This is a genomic window from Pseudomonas sp. GW821-FHT02H09 (assembly GCF_059421425.1).
Window position 1 is genome coordinate 51307 of sequence record NZ_JBWKVA010000030.1, and the last position, 25473, is coordinate 76779.

General features: G+C 60.6%; 21 protein-coding genes and 1 pseudogene. 6 read left to right on the plus strand and 16 right to left on the minus strand.

Features of this window, described 5'->3' with window-relative positions; translation table 11 throughout:
* Nucleotides 1-4: 4 nt before the first annotated feature.
* The 6 genes from iolD to AC07VR_RS29180 all read right to left on the minus strand — a co-directional run bounded on the left by iolD (nucleotide 5) and on the right by AC07VR_RS29180 (nucleotide 8332).
* Complete coding sequence (gene iolD / locus AC07VR_RS29155) at nucleotides 5-1942, minus strand: 3D-(3,5/4)-trihydroxycyclohexane-1,2-dione acylhydrolase (decyclizing) (protein WP_495013335.1); 1938 nt, start codon at nucleotides 1940-1942, stop codon at nucleotides 5-7.
* A 154-nt stretch (nucleotides 1943-2096) separates the two neighbouring features.
* The gene (locus AC07VR_RS29160) at nucleotides 2097-2918 is read right to left on the minus strand and encodes a TIM barrel protein (protein WP_495013336.1); all 822 of its coding nucleotides are present in this window, start codon (nucleotides 2916-2918) and stop codon (nucleotides 2097-2099) included.
* 49 nt (nucleotides 2919-2967) lie between these two features.
* Entirely contained in the window at nucleotides 2968-4470 is a 1503-nt protein-coding gene (locus AC07VR_RS29165) for a CoA-acylating methylmalonate-semialdehyde dehydrogenase (protein WP_495013337.1), read from the minus strand.
* Nucleotides 4471-4511: 41 nt separating this feature from the next.
* Nucleotides 4512-5321, minus strand: coding sequence for a 5-deoxy-glucuronate isomerase (iolB, locus tag AC07VR_RS29170; RefSeq protein WP_495013338.1), 810 nt, complete (start codon nucleotides 5319-5321; stop codon nucleotides 4512-4514).
* Entirely contained in the window at nucleotides 5318-6226 is a 909-nt protein-coding gene (gene iolE, locus AC07VR_RS29175) for a myo-inosose-2 dehydratase (RefSeq protein WP_495013339.1), read from the minus strand. Before iolE ends, iolB begins: the two co-directional genes overlap by 4 nt.
* A 168-nt stretch (nucleotides 6227-6394) precedes the next feature.
* Complete coding sequence (locus AC07VR_RS29180) at nucleotides 6395-8332, minus strand: bifunctional 5-dehydro-2-deoxygluconokinase/5-dehydro-2-deoxyphosphogluconate aldolase (RefSeq protein ID WP_495013340.1); 1938 nt, start codon at nucleotides 8330-8332, stop codon at nucleotides 6395-6397.
* Nucleotides 8333-8645: 313 nt separating this feature from the next.
* Here AC07VR_RS29180 and AC07VR_RS29185 point away from each other — a divergent pair, with 313 nt between their 5' ends.
* Nucleotides 8646-9566, plus strand: coding sequence for a MurR/RpiR family transcriptional regulator (locus AC07VR_RS29185; protein ID WP_494995589.1), 921 nt, complete (start codon nucleotides 8646-8648; stop codon nucleotides 9564-9566).
* A gap of 10 nt (nucleotides 9567-9576) precedes the next feature.
* On the opposite strand, the pseudogene AC07VR_RS29190 reads toward AC07VR_RS29185, so the two are convergent.
* A pseudogene (locus AC07VR_RS29190) lies at nucleotides 9577-10444 on the minus strand (patatin-like phospholipase family protein).
* Nucleotides 10445-10608: 164 nt separating this feature from the next.
* Here AC07VR_RS29190 and AC07VR_RS29195 point away from each other — a divergent pair.
* The gene (locus tag AC07VR_RS29195; protein ID WP_495013341.1) at nucleotides 10609-11220 is read left to right on the plus strand and encodes a glutathione S-transferase; all 612 of its coding nucleotides are present in this window, start codon (nucleotides 10609-10611) and stop codon (nucleotides 11218-11220) included.
* Between the two features lie 157 nt (nucleotides 11221-11377).
* On the opposite strand, the gene AC07VR_RS29200 is transcribed toward AC07VR_RS29195, so the two are convergent.
* The 5 genes from AC07VR_RS29200 to AC07VR_RS29220 form a co-directional block, all read right to left on the minus strand.
* Complete coding sequence (locus AC07VR_RS29200; protein ID WP_495013342.1) at nucleotides 11378-11608, minus strand: SRPBCC family protein; 231 nt, start codon at nucleotides 11606-11608, stop codon at nucleotides 11378-11380.
* 53 nt (nucleotides 11609-11661) lie between these two features.
* Nucleotides 11662-12078: an SRPBCC family protein gene (locus AC07VR_RS29205; RefSeq protein ID WP_495013343.1), complete on the minus strand. Its 417-nt coding sequence runs from the start codon at nucleotides 12076-12078 to the stop codon at nucleotides 11662-11664.
* A 136-nt stretch (nucleotides 12079-12214) separates the two neighbouring features.
* Complete coding sequence (locus AC07VR_RS29210; protein ID WP_495013344.1) at nucleotides 12215-12586, minus strand: hypothetical protein; 372 nt, start codon at nucleotides 12584-12586, stop codon at nucleotides 12215-12217.
* Between the two features lie 169 nt (nucleotides 12587-12755).
* Nucleotides 12756-13526 carry a precorrin-6A synthase (deacetylating) gene (gene cobF, locus AC07VR_RS29215; protein WP_495013345.1) on the minus strand — a complete coding sequence of 257 codons (771 nt, stop codon included), beginning with the start codon at nucleotides 13524-13526 and terminating at the stop codon, nucleotides 12756-12758.
* Entirely contained in the window at nucleotides 13523-14110 is a 588-nt protein-coding gene (locus tag AC07VR_RS29220; RefSeq protein ID WP_494995722.1) for a histidine phosphatase family protein, read from the minus strand. Before AC07VR_RS29220 ends, cobF begins: the two co-directional genes overlap by 4 nt.
* A 300-nt stretch (nucleotides 14111-14410) precedes the next feature.
* Between AC07VR_RS29220 and AC07VR_RS29225 the strand changes: the two genes are divergently transcribed.
* From AC07VR_RS29225 to astA, 3 genes are all read left to right on the plus strand, one after another.
* Complete coding sequence (locus AC07VR_RS29225; RefSeq protein ID WP_495013346.1) at nucleotides 14411-15265, plus strand: MurR/RpiR family transcriptional regulator; 855 nt, start codon at nucleotides 14411-14413, stop codon at nucleotides 15263-15265.
* 223 nt (nucleotides 15266-15488) lie between these two features.
* Nucleotides 15489-16505: an arginine N-succinyltransferase gene (locus tag AC07VR_RS29230; RefSeq protein WP_495013347.1), complete on the plus strand. Its 1017-nt coding sequence runs from the start codon at nucleotides 15489-15491 to the stop codon at nucleotides 16503-16505.
* 49 nt (nucleotides 16506-16554) lie between these two features.
* Entirely contained in the window at nucleotides 16555-17589 is a 1035-nt protein-coding gene (astA, locus tag AC07VR_RS29235; RefSeq protein ID WP_495013348.1) for an arginine N-succinyltransferase, read from the plus strand.
* Nucleotides 17590-17630: 41 nt separating this feature from the next.
* Here the strand turns inward: astA and AC07VR_RS29240 are convergent, their stop codons facing one another.
* Nucleotides 17631-18704, minus strand: a complete 1074-nt coding sequence (locus tag AC07VR_RS29240; RefSeq protein WP_495013349.1) for a diguanylate cyclase — start codon at nucleotides 18702-18704, stop codon at nucleotides 17631-17633.
* Between the two features lie 510 nt (nucleotides 18705-19214).
* Here AC07VR_RS29240 and hglS point away from each other — a divergent pair.
* Nucleotides 19215-20612, plus strand: coding sequence for a 2-oxoadipate dioxygenase/decarboxylase HglS (gene hglS, locus AC07VR_RS29245; protein ID WP_495013350.1), 1398 nt, complete (start codon nucleotides 19215-19217; stop codon nucleotides 20610-20612).
* 291 nt (nucleotides 20613-20903) lie between these two features.
* On the opposite strand, the gene AC07VR_RS29250 is transcribed toward hglS, so the two are convergent.
* From AC07VR_RS29250 to AC07VR_RS29260, 3 genes are read right to left on the minus strand one after another with little or no spacing between them, the layout of a single operon-like run.
* Nucleotides 20904-21992 (minus strand): lipocalin-like domain-containing protein, encoded by a 1089-nt coding sequence (locus tag AC07VR_RS29250; protein ID WP_495013351.1) that lies wholly within the window; start codon nucleotides 21990-21992, stop codon nucleotides 20904-20906.
* On the minus strand, nucleotides 21982-24462 hold the full coding sequence (locus tag AC07VR_RS29255) for an ABC transporter permease (RefSeq protein WP_495013352.1): 2481 nt from the start codon (nucleotides 24460-24462) through the stop codon (nucleotides 21982-21984). The genes AC07VR_RS29250 and AC07VR_RS29255 overlap by 11 nt, the downstream gene beginning before the upstream one ends.
* Before the next feature lies 1 nt (nucleotide 24463).
* Nucleotides 24464-25132 carry an ABC transporter ATP-binding protein gene (locus AC07VR_RS29260; protein WP_495013353.1) on the minus strand — a complete coding sequence of 223 codons (669 nt, stop codon included), beginning with the start codon at nucleotides 25130-25132 and terminating at the stop codon, nucleotides 24464-24466.
* Nucleotides 25133-25473 lie beyond the last annotated feature (341 nt).

Sequence of the window (25473 nt, forward strand, 5' to 3'; positions counted from 1 at the left end):
GCAATCAGTACTGACGGGCCTTGGCCAGTCGTTCATTCAGGGTTTTGGCTACCGCATCGGTGCGTGCGCTGGTGGAGACTTGCGCCACGCCAACGCGCCACCAGGACAGGTATTTGTGAATCATTGTTTTGGGCAGAACCTTGATATCGATCAGTGTCGACACCGTCTGCAAACGCGCATCGGCCAGCGCCGCCTGCAGCTCTTCAACCGTGTTCACTTTGTAGGTTTTGCAGCCATAGGCCGCCGCGCTCATGGCGTAATCCACCGGCACAAAACCACCATCGAGCTTGCCGGTAGCAGGGTTGCGGAAACGGAACTCGGTGCCGAAGCTGTCCATGCCGTGTTCCATCTGCAAATTGTTGATGCAGCCGAAGGTCATGTTGTCGAGCAGGATCACGTTGATCTTGCGTCGCTCCTGGATCGAGGTGACCAGCTCCGAATGCAGCATCAGGTACGAGCCGTCCCCCACCAGCGCATAGACTTCGCGTTCAGGCTCGGCGAGCTTCACGCCCAGCGCGGCATTCACCTCGTAACCCATGCAGGAATAGCCGTACTCGACGTGATAGGTGTTCACGCCCTTGCTGCGCCAGCTGCGTTGCAGGTCACCGGGCAGACTGCCGGCGGCGGCAACGATCACCGCGTCACCGGGCAAGGTTTCATTCAGCACGCCGAGCACCCGGCTTTGGGTCAGGCACGAGCCCGTCAGCTCGATGAACTCGCGCAGTACCGCCGGGTCCATGTGGTCGTTGATTTCCGGGACGAAGTCCTGAGTCTGGTATTGGACCTGATAAACACGGTCGACCTCGGCGTCCAGTTGCGCCTTGGCCTGGCGCGGTTGATCGCCCCACGCGGAGCGATAACCGGTTAGCGCCAACGCATCGGACAAGGCTTGCAGGCCGGATTTAGCGTCGGCCAGCAACTGCACGCCGTCGAGTTTCAGCGCATCGCAGGAGCTGATGTTCAGGTTGAGAAATTGCACCTCGGGATGCTGGAACAGTGATTTCGACGAGGTGGTGAAGTCGGTGTAACGGGTGCCGATGCCGATAATCAGATCAGCTTCCCTGGCCAGCAGATTTGCCGCCAGGCAACCGGTTTCGCCAATACCGCCGACGTTCAGCGGATGGGCTGAAACCACCGCGCTCTTACCAGCCTGGGTTTCCGCGAACGGGATATCGAAACGCTCGGCAAAGGCCTGCAACGCCGCATTGGCGCCTGAGTATTTGACCCCGCCGCCGCAGATAATCAGCGGTGTGCGCTTGCCTTTGAGCAAGGCCAGGGCATCACCGAGCATCGCTTCGGTGGCCAGTCGGCGGTCGATGCGGTGTACGCGTTTTTGCAGGAAATAATCCGGGTAATCGTAAGCCTCGCCCTGCACGTCCTGGGGCAAGGCCAGAGTCACCGCGCCGGTTTCCGCCGGATCGGTGAGCACCCGCATGGCGTGGATCGCTGCGCTCATCAGCTGCTCGGGGCGGTTGATCCGGTCCCAGTATTTGCTCACGGCCTTGAACGCATCGTTGGTGCTGATGCTCAGGTCGTGAAACTGTTCGATCTGCTGCAGTACCGGATCCGGTTGGCGGCTGGCGTAGACATCGCCGGGTAACAACAGCAACGGAATACGGTTGGCAGTCGCTGTTGCCGCGGCGGTGAGCATGTTCGCAGCGCCCGGCCCGACCGAAGAAGTGCAGGCGTAGATCTTGCGCCGCAGGTGTTGCTTGGCGAAACCGATGGCCGCGTGGGCCATGCCCTGTTCGTTGCGGCCCTGATGCACCACCAGCTCGCCGCTGTCCTGCTCCAGTGCCTGGCCAAGGCCCAACACGTTGCCGTGACCGAAAATGGTAAATATCCCGGCGACGAATTTACTCTCGACTCCATCCACCTCGACGTACTGGTTATCGAGGAATTTCACCAGGGCCTGGGCCATGGTCAGTCTTGTAGTAGTCATGCTTGCACCTTGTGTGAATGCAAATCCAGAGATTGACCGGGATCAAGTGTGGGAGCGGGCTTGCTCGCGATGTCGATGTACCAGACGCCACCGTGTCGCGCCCATCGCGAGCAAGCCCGCTCCCACATTAGATCCGGGCAATCCATTAACCGTGTCAGGCCAGCGCGTGCTTCAAATGATCCATGCTCGCGCCAATCGCCTGCTGGATATCCGCCAGCCCATGCACGCTTTCGGCGAAGGGTTCGAACGACAGGTAGCCCTTGTAGCCGGTGCTGAGCAAGGTATCGATCTGCGCGGCATTGCCTAAAATGTCCGCCTCGCCCACCAGCACCCGATGACCGTCGCGAATGGTCGCCAGCGGTGCTTGTGCATCCTCGACACCGGAGATGTGCACCAGCCCGGTCAGCTCGGGGAAGAATTCATGCTCGCAGGCCAAGTGATGGTGAAAGGTGTCATGCACCAGGCGGAAAACATCCAGCCCGCCAATCGCCTTGATCGCATCCACCGCCGTGCGTTTGCGCCGCAGTGAACACTCCTCAAAACCCAGCGGTTCGATAAAGCCGAGAATCCCGTACTCGCGCAGGATCGGCGCCAGTTCGCTCAGTGCCGTGCGCAACCCGGCGTTGCGCTCTGCCTCTGTGCGCGGATCGGCACGATCATTGAGCGGGCACATGACCAATCCTTCCGCACCGCAGTCACGGGCATAGGCGGCGAGCTTGAGGGTTTGCGCCCGGCGTTCGGCGTTCCACACATCGAACGGATACAGCGCGTTGATCGACAGCACCTTGATCCCTTGGGTCGCGCACAACTCACGGACCCGAGCCGGCGGCGTACCGTCTTCGATCTCGACACCTTTGAGGTCGTTGCGGATCTCGATGGCATCGGCTTTCAAGGTCACCGCCAGGTCAATGAAGTCCGGCAGTGACAAACGTGGGGCAACCATACGATTCAGGGCGAAACGCAGGGGCTGGCTCATTTTTCTTATTCTCCGCATTGAAGGTTATGCATTCGGGGTAAACGCTGAATTACTTGGCAGTCGGCATGCTGAATTCCGGGCCTTTGGCGATGCTGTCAGGCCAGCGCTGCATCACGCTTTTGTAGCGGCTGTAGAAACGGATGCCTTCTTCGCCGTAGGCATGGTGGTCGCCGAACAGCGAGCGCTTCCAGCCGCCGAAGGAATGCCAGGCCATCGGTACCGGAATCGGTACGTTGATGCCGACCATGCCAACCTTGATGCTGCGCGCGAACGCCCGGGCGATGCCGCCGTCGCTGGTGAAGCAGGACACGCCGTTGCCAAACTCGTGAGCGTTGATCAGTGCCACGGCGCTGGCGAAATCCGCGACCCGGACAATACCCAGTACCGGACCGAAGATTTCCTGCTGGTAGATGCTCATTTCGGTCGTGACCTTGTCGAACAGCGTCGCGCCGACAAAGAAGCCGTTCTCTGCACCCGGCACTTTGAAGTGTCGACCGTCAACAATCAGTTGCGCGCCCTGGGCCACACCCTCGTCGATGAAACCTTCGACCTTGGCCTTGTGCTCGGCAGTGACCAGCGGCCCCATGTCGCTGTCGCCCTGCATGCCGTTGCCGACCTTGAGCTGGTCGATGCGTGGCAGCAGCTTTTCGATCAGTTTGTCAGCGACGTCGCCCACCGCCACGGCAATCGAAATCGCCATACAGCGCTCACCGGCCGAACCATAAGCGGCACCGATCAACGCGTCGGCGGCTTGATCCAGATCCGCGTCGGGCATGACAATCATGTGGTTCTTCGCCCCGCCCAGCGCCTGCACGCGTTTGCCACGCGCGGTGGCTTGCTGGTGGATGTACTCGGCAATCGGCGTCGAACCGACAAAGGAAACCGCCTCGACGTCCGGGTGTTGCAGCAAACCATCGACCGCGCTCTTGTCGCCCTGAACGACGTTGAACACGCCGTCCGGCAGACCGGCCTCGGTCAGCAGGCGCGCCATCAGCAAACTGGCCGAAGGGTCGCGCTCCGACGGCTTGAGGATGAAACAGTTACCGGTCACCAGCGCGATCGGGATCATCCACAACGGCACCATCACCGGAAAGTTGAACGGGGTGACGCCGGCGCAGACGCCCAGCGGCTGACGCAGGTTCCAGTTATCAATGCCGCCGCCGATGTTGTCGCTGAACTCGGTCTTGAGCAGGCTCGGCGCACCGCAGGCGTACTCGACGATCTCGATGCCGCGAGTGACCTCGCCTTTGGCATCGGAAAAGACTTTGCCGTGTTCGCGGCTGATGATTTCCGCCAGCTCATTGTGATGACGATCCAGCAGTTCCTTGAACTTGAACATCACTCGCGAGCGACGCAGGGACGATTGTTCGGACCAGGACGGGAACGCCTTCAAGGCCGACGCGACGGCTTCGTCGATGGTCTTCTGGCTGGCCAGTCCGACCCGTGCCTGAACGCTGCCAGTGGCCGGGTTGAAGACATTGCTGAAGCGTTCGCTGCCACTGTCCTGCACCTGGCCGTTGATGTAATGACCGATTACCTGGGCGTCACTCATTGTTCTTGTTCTCCGTCTGAAAGTTAAAAGCGCAGTAAGGCCTACAGATCCAGCAGCCAGCTGTGCTGCGGGTCGTTATGGAATTGCCAGACGCGTTTGGGCCCGGCCATCACGTTCAGGTAATACGACTCGTAACCGTAGGGCACGCTGACCGGGTGATAGCCCTTGGGTACCACCACCAAATCACTGTTTTCCACGGCCATGGCCTGGTCGATGCTGCGGTCGTCGGTGTAGACCCGCTGAAACACAAAGCCCTGGGGCGGGTTGATCTGGTGGTAATAGGTCTCTTCGAGAAAGCTCTGGTGCGGCAAGTCGTCGGTGTCGTGCTTGTGCGGCGGGTAGCTCGACGAATGCCCGGAAGGCGTACGCACCTCCACCACCAGCAGCGAATGGGCCGGCTCGGTGTCTGGCAGGATGTCGCAGACATAACGGGTGTTGGCGCCTTTGCCGCGCACGCTGCGCTTCATGTCTTGCGGTTTGATCAGCCGTGGGCCGAGGCCGTTGGTGGTCGAACCGGGGGCGGCGCAGACGGCGATCTGCACATCGCTCAAGGCGACCACTTGCGCCTGACTCTGCGGTGGCAAGTAGGCGGCGAACGGAGACTTGTCCTCGAACACCGACTGCCGGTCGCCGATGTTGTCCCAATTGAACGCACCCTGCCCCGGCGCTTCGCCCTGAATCGTGACCCGACCACTGAGCAGCACCAGACATAGTTCTTTATCACCAGCGCTGACCGGCAGCGTTTCGCCAAGGCTCAAGCGGTAGGCGGCGAACCCGACGTACTCCAGCTCACCGGCACCCAGCTCGACCATGGTCTGGCAGTGCGCCTTGCTTTTGACCAAAAGACTCATTTTCCAGTGCTCCGGTTAGATACGGCGGCATCGAGCAGACCACGCAGCGTGTCGTAACCCTTTTTCGCGTAGACATAACTCGGTGCAACGGCCGGATCCTGCTCGGCCTCGACCACCAGCCAGCCGTGATAATCGGCGGCCAGCAGCACGTCGAGCAGCGCGGCAAAGTCGATATCGCCGTCGCCGGGCACAGTAAAGGTGCCGTTGATGATGCAGTCCGGGAAGCTCCAGAGGTTGTTGCGCGCCAGCTGCACCACCGGTTTGCGCACGTCCTTGAAATGCACATGGCAAACGCGGTCGATATGTTTGCGCAGCACCTCAAGGGGTTCGCCGCCGCCCATGTAGCAGTGACCCGAATCGAACAGCAGGCCGACTTCGCTGCCGGTCAGGCTCATCAGCGTGTCGATGTCCGTCGGCGATTCGACGTAGGCACCCATATGGTGGTGGTACGCCAGGCGCACGCCCTGGGACAAGGTGAAACGCGCCAGCTCCGTGAGCTTGTCGGCGTACTCCTGCCAGGCCTGTTCGGTATGCAAACGCGGGCGCTCGACCAGTGGAATGCGCTGGCCCTGAATCGAATCGGCGACTTCGCCGTAGACCAGCACCTTCGCGCCGTTCCTGGCCAATAGCTCGACGTGACTGCCGATGGCGTCGATTTCCTCGGCCACCGAACGCCGGGCCAGACGGCTGGAGTACCAGCCGGAGACCAGCGCCAGATCGTAGGGCCGCAGCACATCGCCGACACCTTTGGCGTCTTTGGGAAACTTGCCGTTGAGCTCGAAACCTTCGTAGCCGATCTCCTTGCCCTCGCTCAAGGCAGTGCTCAGCGGCGTTTCACCGCCCAGCGATGGCAGGTCGTCGTTGCTCCAGGAAATCGGGTTGATGCCAATTCGGATTGCGGGCATGGCTGCACCTTTTATTGTTTTTACATTAACCATTGAATGTGGCGCAGAACCCTGTGGGAGCGAGCTTGCTCGCGATAGCGGTATGACGATCACATTGATGTTGAATGTGCCGCCGTCATCGCGAGCAAGCTCGCTCCCACAGGTCCAGTGTCCACACACAAATCAGTTTCAAGCGCGAGCAGCGCACCAGGCTTCGATCAATTCGACAAAGGTGCCCTGCACCCGCTGGATCAGCGCTTCATCATCGATTTCACCGGCCATCCAGGCCCGGCTGGGTTCCTGAAAAATCGTCCGGCCGACAGCAAAGCCACGGCAGGTCTTGCTCTGACTGGCCTGCTGAAAACCTTCGGCAAGGGCTGCGGCCGGCGCATTCAGGCCCAGCAGCACCACGCCCCGGCAGTAAGGATCGCGCTCTTGAATCAGTGCATCGAGTTGCTCCCATTCGGCAGCACTTTGCGCTTCGATCTTCCACCAGGCCGGGAAGATGCCGAGGTTGTACAGGCGCTTGATGGCGCGATAGAGCACGTCCGGATGAGGCGAGGGATGATCTTTGGGCGGGATGATTTCCAGCAGCAATTCATGGCCGCTGACTTGCGCCGCCTGATACAGGCCCTTGATTTGCGCTTCCTGTTCCAGACGCAGCATCGGCTCGTCGTCAGGATGGAATTGCACCAGGCATTTGATGATCTGCTCCTGAGGCCAGGCGATCAGGTTGCTGCCGATCGAACGACCGTGCTCGAAAGCCAATGGCCGCGAACCCTGGACTTCCACCGGACGCGCGACCCACCAGCCGCGACCGGTGGCGGCGTTCAACGAATCCTGACCAAAGCGCTGATCGGCCAACAGCCCGACATCCGCTTCAATACCTTGCTTGCGCAAATCGGCCTCGACCCGCTCCACGGCTTTGATGAACAACTGCTTGAGTTGGCCAATGCTGTTGAGGTCACGGCCGCCCTTTTGCGCCAGTTCGACCAGTTGCCCGCGATGGTCGAAGGCGAAGATAAACAGTTGCTTCCAGGCTTTGCGCGGCACACTGACCTGGTGCAGGCGTTGCAGCACCATGTCCTGATCGGGTCGGGTAATCGGCACCGGGCTGTTGAACAGGTAATCCAGTTCGGCAGGGGTCGGCATCGCCGGGGCACAGGCATGCCGCGACACCACCAGACCGCCGCAGGCATTGGCCAACTGGCAGCAACGCTCGTCGTTCGCATCCTCCAGCCAACCGCTGAGGAAGCCCGACATAAAGGCATCGCCGGCCCCAAGCACGTTGAGTACTTCGACCTGTACACCGGGATAGATCGCGCCGTCTTCGAGACGCACCGGGATCACCCCGTGAATCACCGTGCAACCTTGCGGACCAAGCTTGACCACCAGGGTTGCGGCAGTCAGCGAACGCACCGTGCGTAGCGCAGTGAGCAGGTCTTCGCTGCCGCCGGCAATCAGAAACTCTTCTTCAGTGCCGACAATCAGGTCAAAGCCGGGGAGAATTTTCTGCACATGCTGGCTGACCTTCTGGTCGGCGACGAAACGGGTTTCGCCGTCAGCCTTGCCGGCCAGGCCCCAGAGCACCGGGCGGTAGTCGATGTCGAGAACCCGTTTGACGTTGTGCTTGCGGGCATATTCCAGCGCCTGGATGCTCGCCTTGTACACGCCGTCCGTGGAGAAATGCGTGCCGGTGATCAGCAAGGCTTTGCTGGACGCGATGAAGGATTCCTGGATGTCTTCAGCGCGCAACGCCATGTCGGCGCAGTTTTCGCGGTAGAAAACCAGGGGAAAGGTTTCGCGGTCCTTGAGACCCAGCAAAACCATGGCGGTCAAGCGTTCAGGATCGATTTTGATACCGCTGATGTCGCAGCCTTCGCGGGCCAGGGACTCGAGCAGAAAACGACCCATATGGTCGTCCCCTACCCGGCTCAACATCGCCGATTTAAGGCCCAGGCGTGCGGTACCAAAGGCGATGTTCGCCGATGACCCCCCCAGGTATTTGGCGAAACTGCTGACATCCTCCAGCCGCGCACCCACTTGCTGTGCGTAGAGGTCGACGCCAAGGCGCCCGAGGCAGATCAGATCCAATTGACGCCCACTGGCAAAACGAGTCTGGCCCATGCTGGCTCCTGTTATTTTTATCAGCCTGCGTTCGCCGCTGTGGAGGCGCCGAACACTCTTGGTGTGGGGCCAGACTAAAACGTCTCGCGGCGCCAATCAATATTTATTCTATAAATTTTTTACATGGAATATTTTTTCCAATAAGCTTTTCCAGGACTGATCCAGACACAGTGGATCGATTCAGCAATCCATCACTTGACTTCACACTCAAGATTTTATTTGCGCCTACCCTGTAGACTGCGCACAGCCAACCTATTGTCGAGGGCCGGCATTCACTAGCCGTCCCTATAAGAACAAGCCAGAAGGATTTTTTATGTCCCGCACCGATCAGCCGGCTACGCCCGAGAGTCCGCCCGAGAGCGACCTCCTCAGCCCCCCGATCAATGCCGAGCGTCTGCTGCAGCTGATCACCGATGAATACGAAAGCCTGCCGCGCCAGCTCAAACGCATCGCCAGCTACATGAGCCAGCAAAGCGACCGGATCATGGTCGACCGCATCAGCGACATTGCTCGTGAATGCGAAGTGCATCCCTCGGCCATCGTGCGCTTCTCCCAGCGCTTCGGCTTCAGTGGCTTCAGTGAGATGCAGGCGCTGTTTCGCGAGGCCTATACCCACAAAACCACGCCGGTGCAGAACTACCAGCAGCGCATTCGCAGCATGATCGCCAACAAGTCGCAGAAAGCCAGCGGCGGCGATCTGGCGCGCGAATGCGTCAACGCCACGCTGTCAGGCATCGAGCGTCTGGGCCTGGAGCTGGACGACCAGGCGTTCGACAAAGCCGTGGATCTGGTGGTGAATGCGGACAATATCTACGTCGTCGGCGTGCGTCGTTCATTCGCGGTGGCCGATTACCTGGTCTACAACCTGCAACACACCAACAAGCGTATTCACCTGGTCTCGGGGCTGGGCGGCAGTTATCGCGAACAGATGCGCAGCGTGCGCGCCAACGACCTGGTGATCGCCATCAGCTTCACGCCGTACGGCAAGGAAACCCAGCACTGCCTGCGTATCGCCCAGCTGCATCAGGCGAAAACCCTGATCATCACCGACAGCAACCTTTCACCCCTGGCCAAGCGAGCCAATACGGTGCTGCTGGTCAATGAGGGCAGCTCGTTCGCCTTCCGCTCGCTGAGTGCGACCTTGTGCTTGTGCCAGGCGCTGTTTATCGCCGTGGCCTATCGACTGGAATTGAAGGTCGATGAGATTCACGAGCAGGTGGGGTTTGAGGATTAGCGCAAGCTGACTACTTCGCGTGGTGAGTGTGGGCCTGTAATGAACCCGGAACCCCGGTACGCACCAGCCCGCCCTTCTCGATCCAGCTCAGGGTTTGCTGATAGGCCCGTTGCAGCAACTGATCGGTCTGGCTGAAGTCGAACACCGAAATCCCCAAAGGGCATAGCGGCGCGACCACATGGATGTCGGCCCGCGGCGAATACAGCTCAATGTCCCGCACCAGTTGCCCCGTGCTCATCAGGTTCAGGGTATGTAGCGCCAGCGCCACCAGACCGGCCGGCGGGCGCGGACAGGCGCAACCGAACCCGGTTGGCACCACCACGACACGCGTCGCCCCAAGAGCTACCGCACTGGCGATCGGCGTGTTGCTGGCCACGCCGCCATCAACCAGCCATTTGTCGCCGATTTGCACGCAAGGAAACACCAGAGGGATAGCCGCGCTGGCCAGCAAGGCCTGTTCGGCACTGCCGCTCGACAGCAGTTCTTCGGCGCCAGTGAGCAGGTTGGTGGTGACGATATACAGGGGCAGCTCGGTGTCTTCGATCAACGTGACCGGCAGTGCGCGGCGCACCAAATGCTCCAGCGCCGAAGACTGCAGCAAAAAACCTCGACGCCGCAGGATCGCGGCCAGGGTATCGATCAGCGAGAACGGAAACACATCCCCCTTGTGCAAGCCTCGCCAGAAGTCCGCCAGCTCGGCGACGCCCCGGGCATTGGGTTTGGCCGCGAAATACGCGCCATTGATGGCCCCCACCGACGCGCCGATCACCAGATCGAAAGAAACTCCGGCCTCGACCAGCGCCCGCAACATGCCGACCTGAACAGCCCCCCAGACTGCCGCCGCCGGCCAGGACCAGCGCAGTTTTAATGGCGGACATATCAGGCCTCCTGCTTCACTCAGCCCTTGGATTAGCAAGCATAGCTGGCGAATGGGCCCCCAACCCGGGCATAAACTTCCTGTTCAAGAGGATGGTCAACCCTGAAGGTTTACCGCTAAATTAGCCCCCGTCATCGCACCGTTGCTCATCACAAGGAGCTGTACATGAAGCTGATCGGAATGCTGGATTCACCTTACGTTCGACGCGTCGCCATTACCCTGAAATGCCTGGATATCCCGTTCGAACATGCGTCGATTTCGGTGTTCCGGGGGTTCGAAGAATTCCAGCGGATCAATCCGGTGGTCAAGGCTCCGACACTGGTTCTGGGCGACGGCGAAGTGCTGATGGACTCGAACTTGATCATCGAGTATCTGGAGGCGTTGGCCGGCCCCGGCAACAGCCTGATGCCCGCCGACCTGAAGCAGCGCCTGCGTTCCCTGCGGCTGATAGGGCTGGCAATGGCAGCCAACGAGAAATCGGTTCAGATCTATTACGAGAGGAACCTGCGACCTGCCGAGAAACAACATGCGCCGTGGCTGGAGCGTGTTCATGGGCAGTTGCTGGCGGCGTATTCCGAGCTGGAACGAGAGCTGGTCAGACAGCCGCTGAAAATGGACGGTTCGATCGCACAGGACGGCATCACCCTCGCCGTCGCCTGGAGCTTTACCCAACTGGTGATCGCCGACCAGGTCGACGTTGCGCAGTTCCCACTGGTCAGTCGTTTCACGGCATATGCCGAGCAACTCGAGGCGTTCATCTCGACTCCGGCTACCTGAAGCAGGACTTCTGATCGTTCCCACGCTCCGCGTGGGAATGCCGCCATGGACGCTCCGCGTCCGCCTTCGGCTGTGACGCAGAGCGTCACGGGATGCGTTACCACGCGGAGCGTGGGAACGATCTGACATGCGTGGGAACGATCTGAAACAACACACTTCAATCCGGAAAGTTGGCCCGCAATGCCGCCAGTCCCTCGCGGTAGATGCCGGTGAACAGCTCCACCGCCGCCTCGTCGCTCACGCCGACCGGTGTGAAGCGGCCCGACCAGGTGACTCGCGAGGTCTGCCCGCTTTCTGATCGTTCCCACGCTCCGCGTGGGAATGCCGCCATGGACGCTCCGCGTCCGCCTTCGGCTGTGACGCAGAGCGTCACGGGATGCGTTACCACGCGGAGCGTGGGAACGATCTGACATGCGTGGGAACGATCTGAAACAACACACTTCAATCCGGAAAGTTGGCCCGCAATGCCGACAGTCCCTCGCGGTAGATGCCGGTGAACAGCTCCACCGCCGCCTCGTCGCTCACGCCAACCGGCGTGAAGCGGCCCGACCAGGTGACTCGCGAGGTCTGCCCGCTTTCCAGGTTTTCGACGCGCAATGTGGCCAGGTAATCAGTGACCGGAAACGGTGCCTGGCTGATCGAGTAGCTATAGGAGCGCGCCGCATTGTCGAAGGCCTCCAGGCGCTCGACGATCACCAGACCGTCCAGCGTTTGCAGGCTGCGCACGCGGCCGCCATCGCTGAGTTCGCTTTTCGGGATGAAGGGTAACCAGTCCGGCAGCGAATTGAAGCCGCCAATCAATCGCCAGACCTGTTCGGCCGAAGCCGGGATATCGATGAATTCTGATGCGCGAGCCATGAACCGTTCTCCAGAAGATTAAACAGAATAAAGGCTTCGACGGCGCGCTGAATGGTCGACGTCGCCCCCAGCTCTGGCTGACTCTCCGCGGTACGTAGGGGCGCAGAAGAAATCGGCCTGGCGATGATCAGTCTCTTCACTGACCGCCACACACCGATGAGGTACGCGTGCTGGTGGTCTGCCCCGCCTGCGTTGCAGCACCTTTGACTTCAGTGCTTTCGGTGGTCTGGCAACCTTTCGAGACCGGGGCCGGGATCGGGACCGCCACCTCGGCGTCAGGCGGCTGGTTTTTGTCGGTTTGCCTGTCCGCGGTGGCCTTACTGCGCTGGGTGTCCGATTGCATCATGCAGTTAGTGAAGCTATCGGTGCCGGGCTTGTAACCGGCATTGACACAGGCCTGGCGGTTTTCGGCGGATCGATCCTGGGAACCGGCACAGCCTGCCAGAATGGCAGCGGCGCAAAGACCGAGCAGAAACGGCGCGAGAGCGGATCCGAGACGGGTTTGCATGGTGATACCTGCGATGGGTTTCGAGCTGGATTAAGCGGCGTCAGGAATACACCGCCTGCCTGCGGGTCCGTCGCATCAGAAACGTTCCCTGGTACTTCTTATAGTTCAGCCACCGGGCAATGCCAGTCGTCCCCAAGACATGACCGCCACCGGCAAGTCCGGGCGCCCTTCAGTCCTGCGGACCTTCAGGCTTGCGCAACAAGTAGGTATCCATAATCCAGCCATTGGCCTGGCGCGCCGCTTTACGCACCCGCTCGATCTCGTCGGCAACATTCTTCAGTTTGCCGGCAATCAGGATTTCGTCCGGCGTACCCAGGTAGGCGCCCCAATAGATATCCAGATCCTGATCGGCAACCTGCCGATAGGCATCTTCGGCATCGAGCATCACCACGACGCTATCGGCATCGCTGACCAACCCGGCAGCAAGCCTGCGCCCGGTGGTGATTTCGACTGATCGGCCAATACTGTTCAACGGCACTTTATGTTGTGCCGCCAGCGCCTGGACGCTGGTGATGCCGGGGATGACCTCGAAATCGAAGGTGCAACGGCCACTCGCGAGGATCGCCTGCAAAATTCTGATGGTGCTGTCGTACAGCGCCGGATCGCCCCACACCAGAAACGCTGCACATTCGTTGTCCTGCATTTCACCGGTGATCAACCGCTCGAAAGTCTGCTGCTTGTCGCGATTCAGATCATGGACGCTTGCGCTGTAGTCCACGTCGCCACGGACGCGTTCGGGGCTGTGGGCTTCGACGAAGCGATAGTCGTGATCGGTGATGTAGCGCTCACAGATGTCACGGCGCAGGTCGGTGAGTTTTACCTTGCTCTGGCCCTTGTCCATGATGAAAAACACGTCGACCCGATTCAGCGCATTGACGGCCTGAACGGTGATGTATTCGGGGTTACCGGCACCGATGCCGATGATCAGGATTTTCTTCATGGGGTGATCGTCTCCATCTCTGAGCCGTTTTCCTGCAAACGCAGCCGCCACCGACCATTAAACCGCAACTCGGTCGCCGACAACGGCTCGACATCGATCACATTAAAGGCCGCGGGCGGGCACTGCATGACATGAACAATCGCCGCGCGAATGACAAACGGATGAGTGATCGCTACCACGTGCCCCGGCGTGTTGCGCAAAGTCTGGAGCCAATCAGCCACCCGCTCGCACAGTTGCGCCACTGACTCGCCACCGTGGGGCGCACAGGTGGTATCGGTCAGCCAGGCCTGGAGTGCCTCGGGTTCATTCTTTTGCAGGTCATCGATCCGCAGGCCTTGCCAGCGACCGACATCGTAATCACGCAGCGCAGGTACGATCTGCATCCGGGCCCCAAACAGCTCGGCGGTTTGCCTGGCCCGAGTCTCCGGCGCGCTGAGCAATTGTGGCAAGCGTTTAAAGCTCCCGGCTCGCGAGCCCCGCGCCGCTTGCCAATCCATTTCCAGGGACTCGTCCAACGCAAAACGCGCCAGTTTCTGTGCGACGGTTCGGGCGTGGCAGATCAGGGTCAGGCGGGTGGCTTGCAAGGGAAATCACTCGGGTTATGGCAATCGATATGCTGTCCAGGCGTTTGTATCACTTGTCGCAGGCACTTTCCCAATTTGTCGAATCAAGTGAGGACTCTCGTGGGGTTTTCGTGGGCCTTCAGGGAACTGGCCCACAACAGAAAGCGAAACGTCCGCCGCCTCCTTCGGATAGGGCGTTCGCCCCATTTTGGGCCTTTTCGCCCCATACAAAAATTCACTAGACATGTAACGTAAGCTACATAAATACTGTTTTAACGGATTATGAAATAAAAGCGACACATCCATCCTGCAGGAGCCTGGATGCCCTCTCTCAGAGAACTGATCACAGATCCCGCCCTTGATCTGACGCCCTCGGAGCGCAAGGTCATTCGCGCATTGCTGGACCAGTATCCGCGTAATGGGCTGGGCCCGATGTCACGCCTGGCGGAGCGCGCCGGCGTCAGTGATCCCACCATCGTGCGCCTGGTCAAGAAGCTGGGCTTCAACGGTTACGCCGATTTCCACGAAGCCTTGCTCAGCGACATGGATGATCGCCTGCGCTCCCCCAGCGCCCTGTTACAACCCCGCTCAGAGATCAAACAAGGCGATGCCTGGACCCATTATCTGATGGACAGCCATCGCGCCCTGCTCGAAACACAGGCACTGACCCAGCCCGAGGACGTGCGCATTCTGGTTGAATGGCTGCTCGAGCCACGCCATCAAGTGCATTGCTTCGGCGGACGCTTCAGCAGTTTTCTGGCCAACTACCTGCTCAACCATCTGCGCCTGCTGCGTTCCGGTTGCTTCGCCCTGGAAGACAATGCTCAGCTTCCCGAGCGCCTGTTCGAGGTGCAACGTCAGGACATCGTGCTGCTCTTCGACTATCGCCGCTATCAGTCCCTGGCACTGCGCGTTGCCAGTGCGGCCAAGAGCCGGCATGCCCGGGTGGTGCTGTTCACCGACATTTACGCCTCACCGCTACGTGAATTGGCCGACCTGGTGATCAGCTCTCCCGTGGAGTCGGTTTCGGCATTCGATACGCTGGTCCCGGCGCTGGCCCAGGTTGAGGCGCTGATCGCCTGTCTGTCATTGCACACCCCCAATCCCGGTGATCGTCTGGAGGGCATTGATGCGCTGCGGGCCGAATTCACCACTCATTTGCTGGAGGAAAAATAGTGCCCGACGCTCTTTAACACGGATCCAGCCGTTATCCGAGACCAGGACAGGTCTCGGGCAACCATTACCAAGCGCCAGCAAGAGCGCAAAAAAGTACGCAGCCGCAGAGTATTCCAGCGGCAGGCATTGAAACGCGTGGAAACCGACAGTGATAGTCAAGTTCATCGAAGTTCATCGCCCTCGGGCGAGGCGGCGCTGAACCCTTTGATACAGGAGTGCATCCATGCTGGTCTTACGTCCAGTCAAGTTAACCGACCTGCCCGGTTTGCAACGCCTTGCCCGTGACAGCCTGGTGGGCGTGACGTCCTTGCCGGACGACACCCGGCGCCTGCACGGAAAAATTCTCGCGTCCAGCACCTCGTTCGCCAGCGATGTCCAGACCCATGGTGACCAAAGCTACCTGTTCGTTCTGGAGGACACGACCAACGAGCGTCTGATGGGCTGCTCGGAAATCGTCGCGACCACTGGTTTGTCAGAGCCGTTTTACAGCTTGCGCAACCGGATGTTCACCAGCACCTCGCATGAACTGAACATCCAGCACGAGGTACCGGCCCTGTCGCTGTGTCATGACCTGAACGGGCAGACCTTGCTGTGTGGCTTTCATGTTGATTCGACGCTGGCGCAAACGCCTTTCGCCGAGTTGAGCTCACGCGGGCGCCTTTTATTCATGGCCGCCCATTCCCGGCGCTTTGCCGAGGTGACCATTAGCGAGATCGTCGGTTACAGCAATGAAGACGACGAATCCCCGTTCTGGGATGCGCTTGGCAAGCATTTTTTCGACCTGCCCTATGCCGAGGCCGAACGCCTCTGCGGTTTGAAGAGCCGGACCTTTCTGGCCGAGCTGATGCCGCAATACCCGATCTATGTCCCCATGCTTTCGCAGGCCGCCCAGGACTGCATCGGCCAGGCCCATCCGGCGGGCCAGGACGCAATGGACATACTTCTGCGCGAGGGTTTCGAAGCCAACAGCTACGTCGATATTTTCGACGGCGGTCCCACGCTTTTTGCCCGGACCTCGAGCATTCGCTCCATCGCTCACAGCCAGATGGTGAGTGCTCGTCTCAGCCCGCAGGCTGGCCCCGGTGCTGCATACCTGGTGAGCAATGACTCACTGGAAAACTATCGGGCGATTGTTGTCGAGCTGGACTGGACCCCGGGCCAGCCGGTCAGCCTGAACGCAGAAATGCTCGCCGTCTTGAAGCTTGCTGAAGGCAGCCAGGTCCGGCTGATTGCGCTTTGAACCGCGCCACACCACCGTGCCAGACTCGGCGCGACGAAGGAGCTGCACCATGATCGTACGCCCGGCTCGTATCACCGACCTGCCCGCGCTGCTGGAGCTGGTCCAACGTGCCGGCCCGGGGTTCACTACCCTGCCGGCCGACAAGGAGCGCCTGGCCCATCGTCTGCGCTGGGCACAGCGGACCTTTGCCGAACAGGTCGAGCGCGCCGACGCGGACTACCTGTTCGTGCTTGAAGACGACGATCAGCAAGTGGTGGGTGTCAGCGCGCTGGCCGGCGCCGTCGGCCTGCGGGAGCCCTGGTACAACTACCGGGTTGGCTTGACCGTCAATTCGTCGCCAGAGCTCGGCATCCAACGGCAGATACCGACGCTGTTTCTCAACAACGAAATGACCGGTCAATCGGAAGTCTGCTCGCTGTTCCTGCGGCCCGATCAGCGCAAGGGCAGCAACGGTCGGCTGTTGTCTATTTCGCGCCTGTTGTTCGTCGCTGAATTCCCGCACCTGTTCGGCGACAAACTGATCGCCGAAATGCGCGGCAGCGCCGACGAATACGGCTGCTCGCCGTTCTGGGACAGCGTGGGCCGGCACTTCTTCAAGATGGATTTCAGCCAGGCCGATCACTTGTCCGGGCTGGGCAACAAGTCTTTCATCGCCGAGCTGATGCCGCGTCAACCGCTCTACACCTGCCTGCTCAGCGAGCAAGCGCAGGCGGTGATCGGCAAGGCGCACAAGAACACCGAGCGGGCGCTGAACATTCTGCAGGCCGAAGGCTTTTCCCATCAGGGCTATATCGACATCTTTGACGGCGGGCCAGTCATTGAGGCGCAAATCGCAGATATCCGCACAGTGCGCGACAGCAAGCCGCTGACCTTGGCCATTGGCACACCGGACGACGAAGCACCGGTCTGGCTGATCCACAACCGCCGCCTCGAGAACTGCCGCATCACTGCCGCCAAGGCGCGGCTGGTGGGCAGCCACCTGGTGATCGATCGCCTCACCGCCAAGCGCCTGCAACTGCAGCCGGGCAACTCGGTCCGCGCCGTGCGTCTGGCGGCGCATCAGCGACAAGCCGTCGCCGCCTGAGGCTCACCGCGTACCGTAGCGCTCGCTTTATTCAACCCGCCTCACACCGGGTTGAGCAGGACCTGGTGCAGCGCGCCATACGCTCGGCAAATGACCCGATTACGGCCCATGGTTTTCGCTTCGTACAACGCCTGGTCGGCGTCATTGAGCCAAAGGGTTGCATCGCTGTGCGCCGGGTTGAACGCGGCCAGGCCGATGCTCAGGCTGACCTTCATCGCCGGGGTTTGCTCATAGCCCAGGCAGGCGAAGCGATCACGCAGGGCATCCATGGCCTGAGCGGCGTTGGCCAGCGGCACGTCCGGCAGGATCACGCAAAACTCGTCGCCACCATAACGCCCCGCCTGATCGCTGGCGCGCAGGTTTTGCTTGAGAATTTTGCTCAACTGACGCAGCACCAGGTCTCCGGCGACGTGGCCGTAAGTGTCATTGATGGCCTTGAAGTGATCGATGTCAATCAGTGCGATGGCCCCGCCTTGCTGCTGGCGCTGACAACGCTGAAACTCGACTTCCAGTTGGTCCTTCCAGGCCCCGTGGTTCAGCAGGCCAGTCAGACTGTCGGTACGGCTGAGCGCCAGTAACTCACGCTTGTGCCGCCCCAGCGTGTCGGCTTGCCGATAACAGATCCACCCCAGCACCAAGGGGTAAAGCATCAATAGCGGCAAGCAGGCATACAGCTGCACAGGGCTGGTTTGGGGAATGAATGCCGGTGAAAAAATCAGCAGCGCGGTGGCGATACCCAAAACCTGAGCGACACAACCGGCCAGCAGAAAGCGTATACCGCCAATGGCGACATTATTCATCGCCATCATCGACAGCGTGGTCGCACTGGGCAAGGGATTGAAGTGCATGGCGGCGACCCAGAAACCGCCGAGAAACGAGTCGATCAGTATATTGCGGTGTTCAGCGTGGTAAGGCACTTTCGACCGGCGTGCCCATTGATAGCCCAGATGCGGCCAGAGAATGCCGTTCAACAGCATGAGCCCCCACACCCAGCGCGATGGATTGAGCGGATACATCGCGCCTCCCACGCAAAGGAGGCCCAGGGCAAAGCCCAACATTCGCGAGGTGTACAGCCTCCTGGCCAGTGAAAGTCCCTTTCCTCCAGTGTGTCGCATAGGGGCCAAAGCTCCTCTGTGCTGCTGAACGGATCCTGAGACGCCGGTTGTTACGTGCGGGCTTGCTGAAAGTCTATCAGGGGAACGGCAAATAGCCATCACCGGTCAGCGCCTCGAGCAAGCACCCGCGAGCGCTCTGGGCATGACATCGGCAGCGGTTTTGCTGGCCAATACGCGGTGGTCAATTTGTGGCGAGGGGGCTTAGCCGTTACGCGAACCGTAGCAGCTGCCGAAGGCTGCGTTCGGCCGCGAAGCGGTCGCAAATCCTGCAACCACGGTTAACCTGTAACACCGCAGTGCTTGATTTTACGACCGCTACGTCCGAATGCGGCCCAGACCGAACGCAGCCTTCGGCAGCTGCTACGGGGGGAATGCGGATCGCGGGTGCAGTCATTTGCAGAATGAAGTTCAGAAGAAACTTCGTTTGCCAGTGCCCCCCTGCCCCGAACAGAATCGGGCAACGAAAAACCTCCTTGAACCCACGATTTCACTGCGCCGGGAATTCTGTCTATGAGCATCCAGAGCTTCGTCAGCCCTGACCTGATCCGCCAACGCTTTTCACGGGCGATGTCGGACATGTATCGAGAAGAGGTGCCGCTGTACGGAGCGCTGATGGAACTGGTAGCGCAGACCAACGCCCAAGTGCTGGGCACCGACAGCAGCGTTGCACAACAGCTGCGCGCCACCGGTGAAATCGAACGCCTGGACCTGGAGCGCCATGGCGCTATCCGCGTCGGTACCGCCCAGGAACTGGCGACCCTCAGCCGCTTGTTTGCAGTGATGGGCATGCAGCCAGTCGGCTATTACGACCTGACGCCCGCCGGGGTGCCGGTGCACTCCACCGCGTTCCGCGCAGTGCATGAGGCGTCGTTGCAGATCAGCCCGTTTCGGGTGTTCACCTCGTTGCTCAGGCTGGAACTCATTGAAAATCCCGAGCTGCGCGAGTTTGCCCAGTCGGTCCTGGCCAAGCGCTCGATCTTCACCCCAACCGCGCTGACCCTGATCGACAAATCCCAAGCCCAGGGCGGGCTCAACGAACAAGACGCCGATGAATTCGTCAAACAGGCGCTGGAGACGTTTCGCTGGCATCACAGCGCAACCGTCACTGCCGAGCAATACCAGCGACTGAGCGCTCAGCACCGTTTGGTCGCCGACGTGGTGGCCTTCAAAGGGCCGCACATCAATCACCTGACCCCGCGCACCCTGGACATCGATGTGGTCCAGGCGCAAATGCCCGGACACGGCATTACCCCCAAAGCCGTGATCGAAGGCCCGCCACGCCGTGAGTGCCCGATTCTGCTACGCCAGACCAGCTTCAAGGCGCTGGAAGAGGCTATCGCCTTCGTCGATCAGGACCAGGCCAGCGGCAGCCACAGCGCCCGTTTCGGCGAAATCGAACAACGCGGCGCGGCGCTGACGCCGGCAGGCCGGGCGCTGTACGACCGCTTGCTGAATGCCGCGCGCGATGAGTTGAAGGATTTCCCCAACGAAGAAAATGCTCAGCGCTACAACACGCTGCTGCAAGCCCATTTCAGCGAATTCCCGGACACCTACGCCGGAATGCGCCAACAAGGCCTGGCGTACTTCCGCTACTTCGTCACCGAAAAGGGCCTCGCCGCTGGAGGCGATCTGTCGAAGCCGGCGACGTTGGAGGGTTTGATCAGTGGGCACTACCTTCGTTTCGAGCCACTGGTATACGAGGACTTTTTGCCGGTCAGTGCGGCGGGCATTTTCCAGTCCAACCTCGGTGACGACGCGCAAAGCCATTACGCCTCACAATCGAACCAGCAAGAGTTCGAGAAGGCCCTCGGCCGTTCGACCATCGATGAGCTGGCGCTGTATGCCGAAACCCAGCGGCGCTCGATCCTGGAGTGCTGCGCCGCGCTGAATCTGCCGCCATTGGCCTGACAGTGCGGTCATCAACATGATGTGAGTGAGTTCCATGGGATCAAGCGCGCCGGATCTGGAGTGCGCTTGAATGTCGCTGAGCGATCAGAAGGGAGTTCGCCCAGCGCACTGGCCTGGCAATCCATGCACCGGTAAAGAGCCATTACACTGGGCGAACGGGTAGATTTTAATGGAACCTGATCGATCTGTCCGTTAGCAAAATCTGAATAAATCTGGTCACAATATTTCTGACAAGCACTGTGTCAGCGTATTGCGTCGAGCCCATGGGCAGTCAGGCAGCTACCCTCCAGCTCAATACCCGGTCATTTCCAGATAACCGCTGCCGGCATGACTGCCACTCAACTGCACCGGCCCCTCCCAGTAAGGAATCCGCAGCGCCATCCAGGCGTTGGGATTCAGCGCGACAGTGGTGATGTCCAGACCTTTGCCGGGAATCTTGACCGACCAACGGGTCGGCATCTTGCGCCCCGCGACATCAGAGGTGACCAGCGGCGTGAGGCTGATGTCGCCCCCGCGCAGTGGTTGCGTATGACCATCGGCAAATATCCAGGTCCCGGTCAAATACGAGGTTCCGTCCTTTTCGCGCACCCGAAACAGCATGACCTGCTCGCCGTTATCCAGGTGCAGGGAAAACCAGTCCCAACCGGTTTGGCTGGCGGTCAACGGTTGACTGCTCCACTCGCGGTCCAGCCAGGCCGGGCCACTGACCTGATAGGCTTTGCCGTCGATTTCAAGGCTGCCCGCAGCCTGAAAAAACGGCTGGCTGTAGTAATACGACGCCTGGCCTTGTTCGGATTTTTTGCTGAAACCCTGCTCGCCTTGCAGCACCAGGGGTTTGCTCGACGTCAGGCGCAATTGATAGCTGAAGCCTTGTCCACGGGCATGCAGTTGCAAATCGGCCAAGGGATTTTCGGTGCCTGACTGGCTGGCAAAACTCCAGTCATCGATCCAGGCAGTGAACGGCGTAGCATTCACTCCGGCTTGCCCGACGCCGCCGCGAGCGTAGCGTTCGGCCGCGTGATGCTGACTGGCCGAAGTCACCGCCGCGTGGCCCAGCCAGATCGTCTGGTTGCCCCAACCAGGTTGATCGGGGGCGGCGTTCAGCGCATTGCGAAACAAGGTCCATTGCGCACCGAAACGGCGTCCCTGATCGTCCTTGAGGTTGGCGGTGACGTACCACCACTCGATGCGAAAGCCATCGTGAGGCCCGTGATCTGCCGGAAAGATGAACGGTCTACCGGGAATCACGGGCGTAAAAGCCGCCGCCTCATTGCCCAGCCCGGCAAAACTGTCGGTGTTTTTTTGCGCCGCGTCATCGCAGCCGCTCAATTGCCACAGCGCCAAGAGCAGCACACCGAGCCGCAGCCACTTAGTCTTCACGGGCAAAGGTCCTGAGCAGATCGGCCGGTCGGGTGCGGTAGAGCTTGAACAGCGGCCAGGCCGATGCCAGCAACGTCGCCAACAGCGCCAGGGCCATCAATTGCAACAGTTGCAACGGGAAGATCCGCAGCGGCAGACGCCAGCCAAACGCCTGAACGTTGATCACCGCGTTCAGGCACCACGCCAACACCATCCCCAATGGCAACGCCAGCAGTAAGGTCAACACCGCCAATAACCAGGTCTGCCCCAGGTTGAGCAGCATCAATTGACGCCGGGTTACGCCCAAGGCCCATAACGGCGCCAGTTGCCCGAGACGACTCTGGCTCTGGGTCAGCAGGCTGATAAACAACGCAACGCCAGCAACCCCCAGCGTCAAACTGTTGAGCGCTGCGGTGGCAGCAAAGGTGCGTTCGAACACTTGCGTGGACCAACCCTTGAGTTGCGTCTGCTCGACGATGCGGTTGTCGTCCAGCGCAAAGCGCGCTTGCAGAGCGCGCACCAACGACGGCGCGGACGCAGGGTCAATGCGCACGTTGAAACGACTCGGCGCCAGTTGCGGCCAAAAGCGCTGCAGGTGTTCAGCGTTGACCAGTAAATGGCCTTTGGGATTGCCATAGTCGGCATAAATCCCGACGATGCGCGGCGACCATTGGCCTTGCGGCGTTGGAATCGTCAGCCGATCGCCTAATTGCACCTTCAGTCGCCGGGCCAATTGTTCACTGAGCATCAGCGTGTCGTCTGTGGCCAACTGATCCCAGGGTTTGTCCCCCAGCACTTGCAGCAATGGCCAGTGCTGGCGATACGTCGGGTGATCGATGACGCCATACAAATCCGCGGGCCAGCCCTGCAACTGGATCGACACCTGCCAGCTGGGCAATAGCGCAGAGACCTGCGGCTGCTGGCCCAGCCACGCCTGAATCTCACGCGCCTGCCCCGGACTTTGCGGGTTGACGTACAGCTCGGCGGTCAGACGTTGCTCGAGCCAGTCACTGAAGGTCTGGCGAAAGCCTGCGGTCATGCTGCCGGCGCCAATGTTGGCGGCCAGCGCCAACAACAGCGCCATCAATGCCAGACTCAAGGCCGGCAATTGCTGGCGGCAATCGGCAATAAACCACTGGCCCAGCACCGAGCGATTGCGCCTGAGTACGCCACTCAGCAGCGCATTGAGCAGCACTGGCAAGCTCAATGCCGCCGCCAGGAACAGAGAAGCCATCAGCACAAACCCGCTGGTCAAACTGTCGCCCAGCAACAAGGCCACTACCGCGACCCCACCGGCCATCGCCGCCACCCAGCCCTGGCGTCGCAGCCAGCGGGCATGGGCCTGGTGCCAGGCTTGCGGGTTGGCCAGTGCGAGCAATGGCAAACGTGCCGCGCGCAGCAAACTGTTGGCGCCGGCCAGCAACGCACCGAGCAGACTCACCCCCACACCACTCAACCACCAGAGCGGGCTCAGGCTCAACTGCCCCGCCACTTCGGCACCATACAACCCGCGCAGGCTGGCAGCGACATCCGGCAACAGCATCCCGGCCAGCAGATAACCGCTGGCAACTCCGGCGATACCGCCCAGCAACGCCAGGCAACCCAGCTCCATGCTCAGACTGAAGATCAGCATGCGCGCACTGACTCCGCAGGCCCGCAGGGTTCTCATCAATCCGCGGCGTTGCTCCAGCGCCAGGCCGATGGCGGCATGCACGATAAACAGGCCCACCACGAAGGACAAAAAGCCCAAGGCATCGAGGTTCAGGTGAAAGCTTTCGGTGAGGCGCGACAGGTTGTTTTCTTCGCCACTGCGTTTGAGCACTAACTGCCGGGCAAGGTCTTCAGGCAGCACCGGCTGCGTCGCCGCGAAATCCTTGGGCAGCAGCAGGCGCGAGAGCTGCTGCGGCATGCCCAACACCTGTTGTGCGAAACCGATATCCACCAGCAGCACACCGGGCGCCATGTCGGCCTGGCTGTGCAGCGGCGGCAAGCGTTGCCCATTCGCCGCGAACGGTTGTTCGCCTTCGCGATAACCCAATACCTGCAAGGTTTGCGGAGCAATCCAGGTGCTGCCCGGAGCGCTGAAGAAATCGACAATCCGCGCCATCTGCAGCGCTTGCCCGGCCACTGCAGACCCGGCCGGTAGCGACAGCGGCTCGATCCCCATCAATTGCAGACGTTGATCTTCATGCCCCTTGAGCGTCAGGCGCGCCTGCAACACCGGCGACACCGGCCAACCGGCGCGGCGCAGGCTGATGAACAAGGCTTGGGAAAAGCTCGCACCATTGGGCGCAGTCAGGCTGGCCTGGGGTTCGCCGCCAATCAACTGGCTGGCCCGCGCGTAACTTTCGCGGGCCTGACTGTTCAGCGCTTGCACGCCGGTCAACAGGCCGGTGGCCAGCCAGAGACCGGTCAGCACGCTGAAAAACTGCACCGGGTGCTGCCGCCAGTGGCTCAGCAGCGCGCGCAATGTCCCATAAAAAAGCCGCACCTCAGCGCCCCTCCACGCCGGCCAGACGCCCGTTATGCAGCATCACTCTTTGCGCCAGACGGGCCGCGATCCTTGGGCTGTGGGTGACCATCAGCAGACTGGTCGGGCTGTCGTCGAGCAGCTCCAGGAGCAGTTTCAGCACTTCATCACTGGTGGTTTCGTCGAGGCTGCCGGTGGGTTCATCCGCCAGCAGCAAACCGGGGCGCGAAGCCAGTGCACGTCCCAGCGCCACCCGTTGTTGCTGACCGCCAGAAAGTTGTTCGGGGTAACGCCTGAGCAAGTCGCCCAACCCCAACCGCTCGATCAACTGCCCTTGCCAGACCGGCTCATAACGCCCGGCCAGGCGCGCCTGAAAGGCCAGGTTGTCTTCGACCCGCAGGCTGCTGATCAGGTTGAATTGCTGGAACACCAGGCCCACCTCAGTGCGGCGCCAGTTCGCCAGTTGCGCTTCGCTCATCTGATCGAGACGCTGCTCGCCGATCCGGATACTGCCGCGATCAACCTTGTCCAGCCCGGCAATCAGATGCAGCAACGTGCTCTTGCCACTGCCCGACTCGCCCATCAGCGCCAGGCTGGTGCCGTGTTGCAGCTGCAAGTCGACACCCTGCAACACCGCCAACGGACCTTGCGGTGTTGCATAGCTCTTGAACACGCCTTGCACCTCAAGCATGGGAACACTCGTTTGGAGGGAGGTGAGGCCAAGGATAGCGGTTTGTTGCAGGAGCGGGCTTGCCCTATTGCTGTAGCAGCTGCCGAAGGCTGCGTCCGGCTGCAAAGCAGTCGCAAATAGGCGATATACGGTCCTCCTGAAAGGACGAAGTTTGCCATTTTACGAGTGCTGCGCACTCGAACGCAGCCTTCGGCAGCTGCTACGGGGGAATGCGCGAAGCCAAAAATTCCTTAACTGACTGGCATTAACCTCAGAGGCGCCCTTTTTTTTGATTACTGGGTGTCAGATCTGCCAATGATCGTTCCCACGCTCTGCGTGGGAATGCAGCCCGTGACGCTCTG

Excerpts from the sequence above, each read along its gene's own strand:
- iolD (WP_495013335.1), bottom strand. The coding sequence starts at position 1,942 with ATGACTACTACAAGACTGACCATGGCCCAGGCCCTGGTGAAATTCCTC.
- AC07VR_RS29160 (WP_495013336.1), bottom strand. The coding sequence starts at position 2,918 with ATGAGCCAGCCCCTGCGTTTCGCCCTGAATCGTATGGTTGCCCCACGT.
- AC07VR_RS29165 (WP_495013337.1), bottom strand. The coding sequence starts at position 4,470 with ATGAGTGACGCCCAGGTAATCGGTCATTACATCAACGGCCAGGTGCAG.
- iolB (WP_495013338.1), bottom strand. The coding sequence starts at position 5,321 with ATGAGTCTTTTGGTCAAAAGCAAGGCGCACTGCCAGACCATGGTCGAG.
- iolE (WP_495013339.1), bottom strand. The coding sequence starts at position 6,226 with ATGCCCGCAATCCGAATTGGCATCAACCCGATTTCCTGGAGCAACGAC.
- AC07VR_RS29180 (WP_495013340.1), bottom strand. The coding sequence starts at position 8,332 with ATGGGCCAGACTCGTTTTGCCAGTGGGCGTCAATTGGATCTGATCTGC.
- AC07VR_RS29185 (WP_494995589.1), top strand. The coding sequence starts at position 8,646 with ATGTCCCGCACCGATCAGCCGGCTACGCCCGAGAGTCCGCCCGAGAGC.
- AC07VR_RS29195 (WP_495013341.1), top strand. The coding sequence starts at position 10,609 with ATGAAGCTGATCGGAATGCTGGATTCACCTTACGTTCGACGCGTCGCC.
- AC07VR_RS29205 (WP_495013343.1), bottom strand. The coding sequence starts at position 12,078 with ATGGCTCGCGCATCAGAATTCATCGATATCCCGGCTTCGGCCGAACAG.
- AC07VR_RS29210 (WP_495013344.1), bottom strand. The coding sequence starts at position 12,586 with ATGCAAACCCGTCTCGGATCCGCTCTCGCGCCGTTTCTGCTCGGTCTT.
- cobF (WP_495013345.1), bottom strand. The coding sequence starts at position 13,526 with ATGAAGAAAATCCTGATCATCGGCATCGGTGCCGGTAACCCCGAATAC.
- AC07VR_RS29225 (WP_495013346.1), top strand. The coding sequence starts at position 14,411 with ATGCCCTCTCTCAGAGAACTGATCACAGATCCCGCCCTTGATCTGACG.
- AC07VR_RS29230 (WP_495013347.1), top strand. The coding sequence starts at position 15,489 with ATGCTGGTCTTACGTCCAGTCAAGTTAACCGACCTGCCCGGTTTGCAA.
- astA (WP_495013348.1), top strand. The coding sequence starts at position 16,555 with ATGATCGTACGCCCGGCTCGTATCACCGACCTGCCCGCGCTGCTGGAG.
- AC07VR_RS29240 (WP_495013349.1), bottom strand. The coding sequence starts at position 18,704 with ATGCGACACACTGGAGGAAAGGGACTTTCACTGGCCAGGAGGCTGTAC.
- hglS (WP_495013350.1), top strand. The coding sequence starts at position 19,215 with ATGAGCATCCAGAGCTTCGTCAGCCCTGACCTGATCCGCCAACGCTTT.
- AC07VR_RS29260 (WP_495013353.1), bottom strand. The coding sequence starts at position 25,132 with ATGCTTGAGGTGCAAGGCGTGTTCAAGAGCTATGCAACACCGCAAGGT.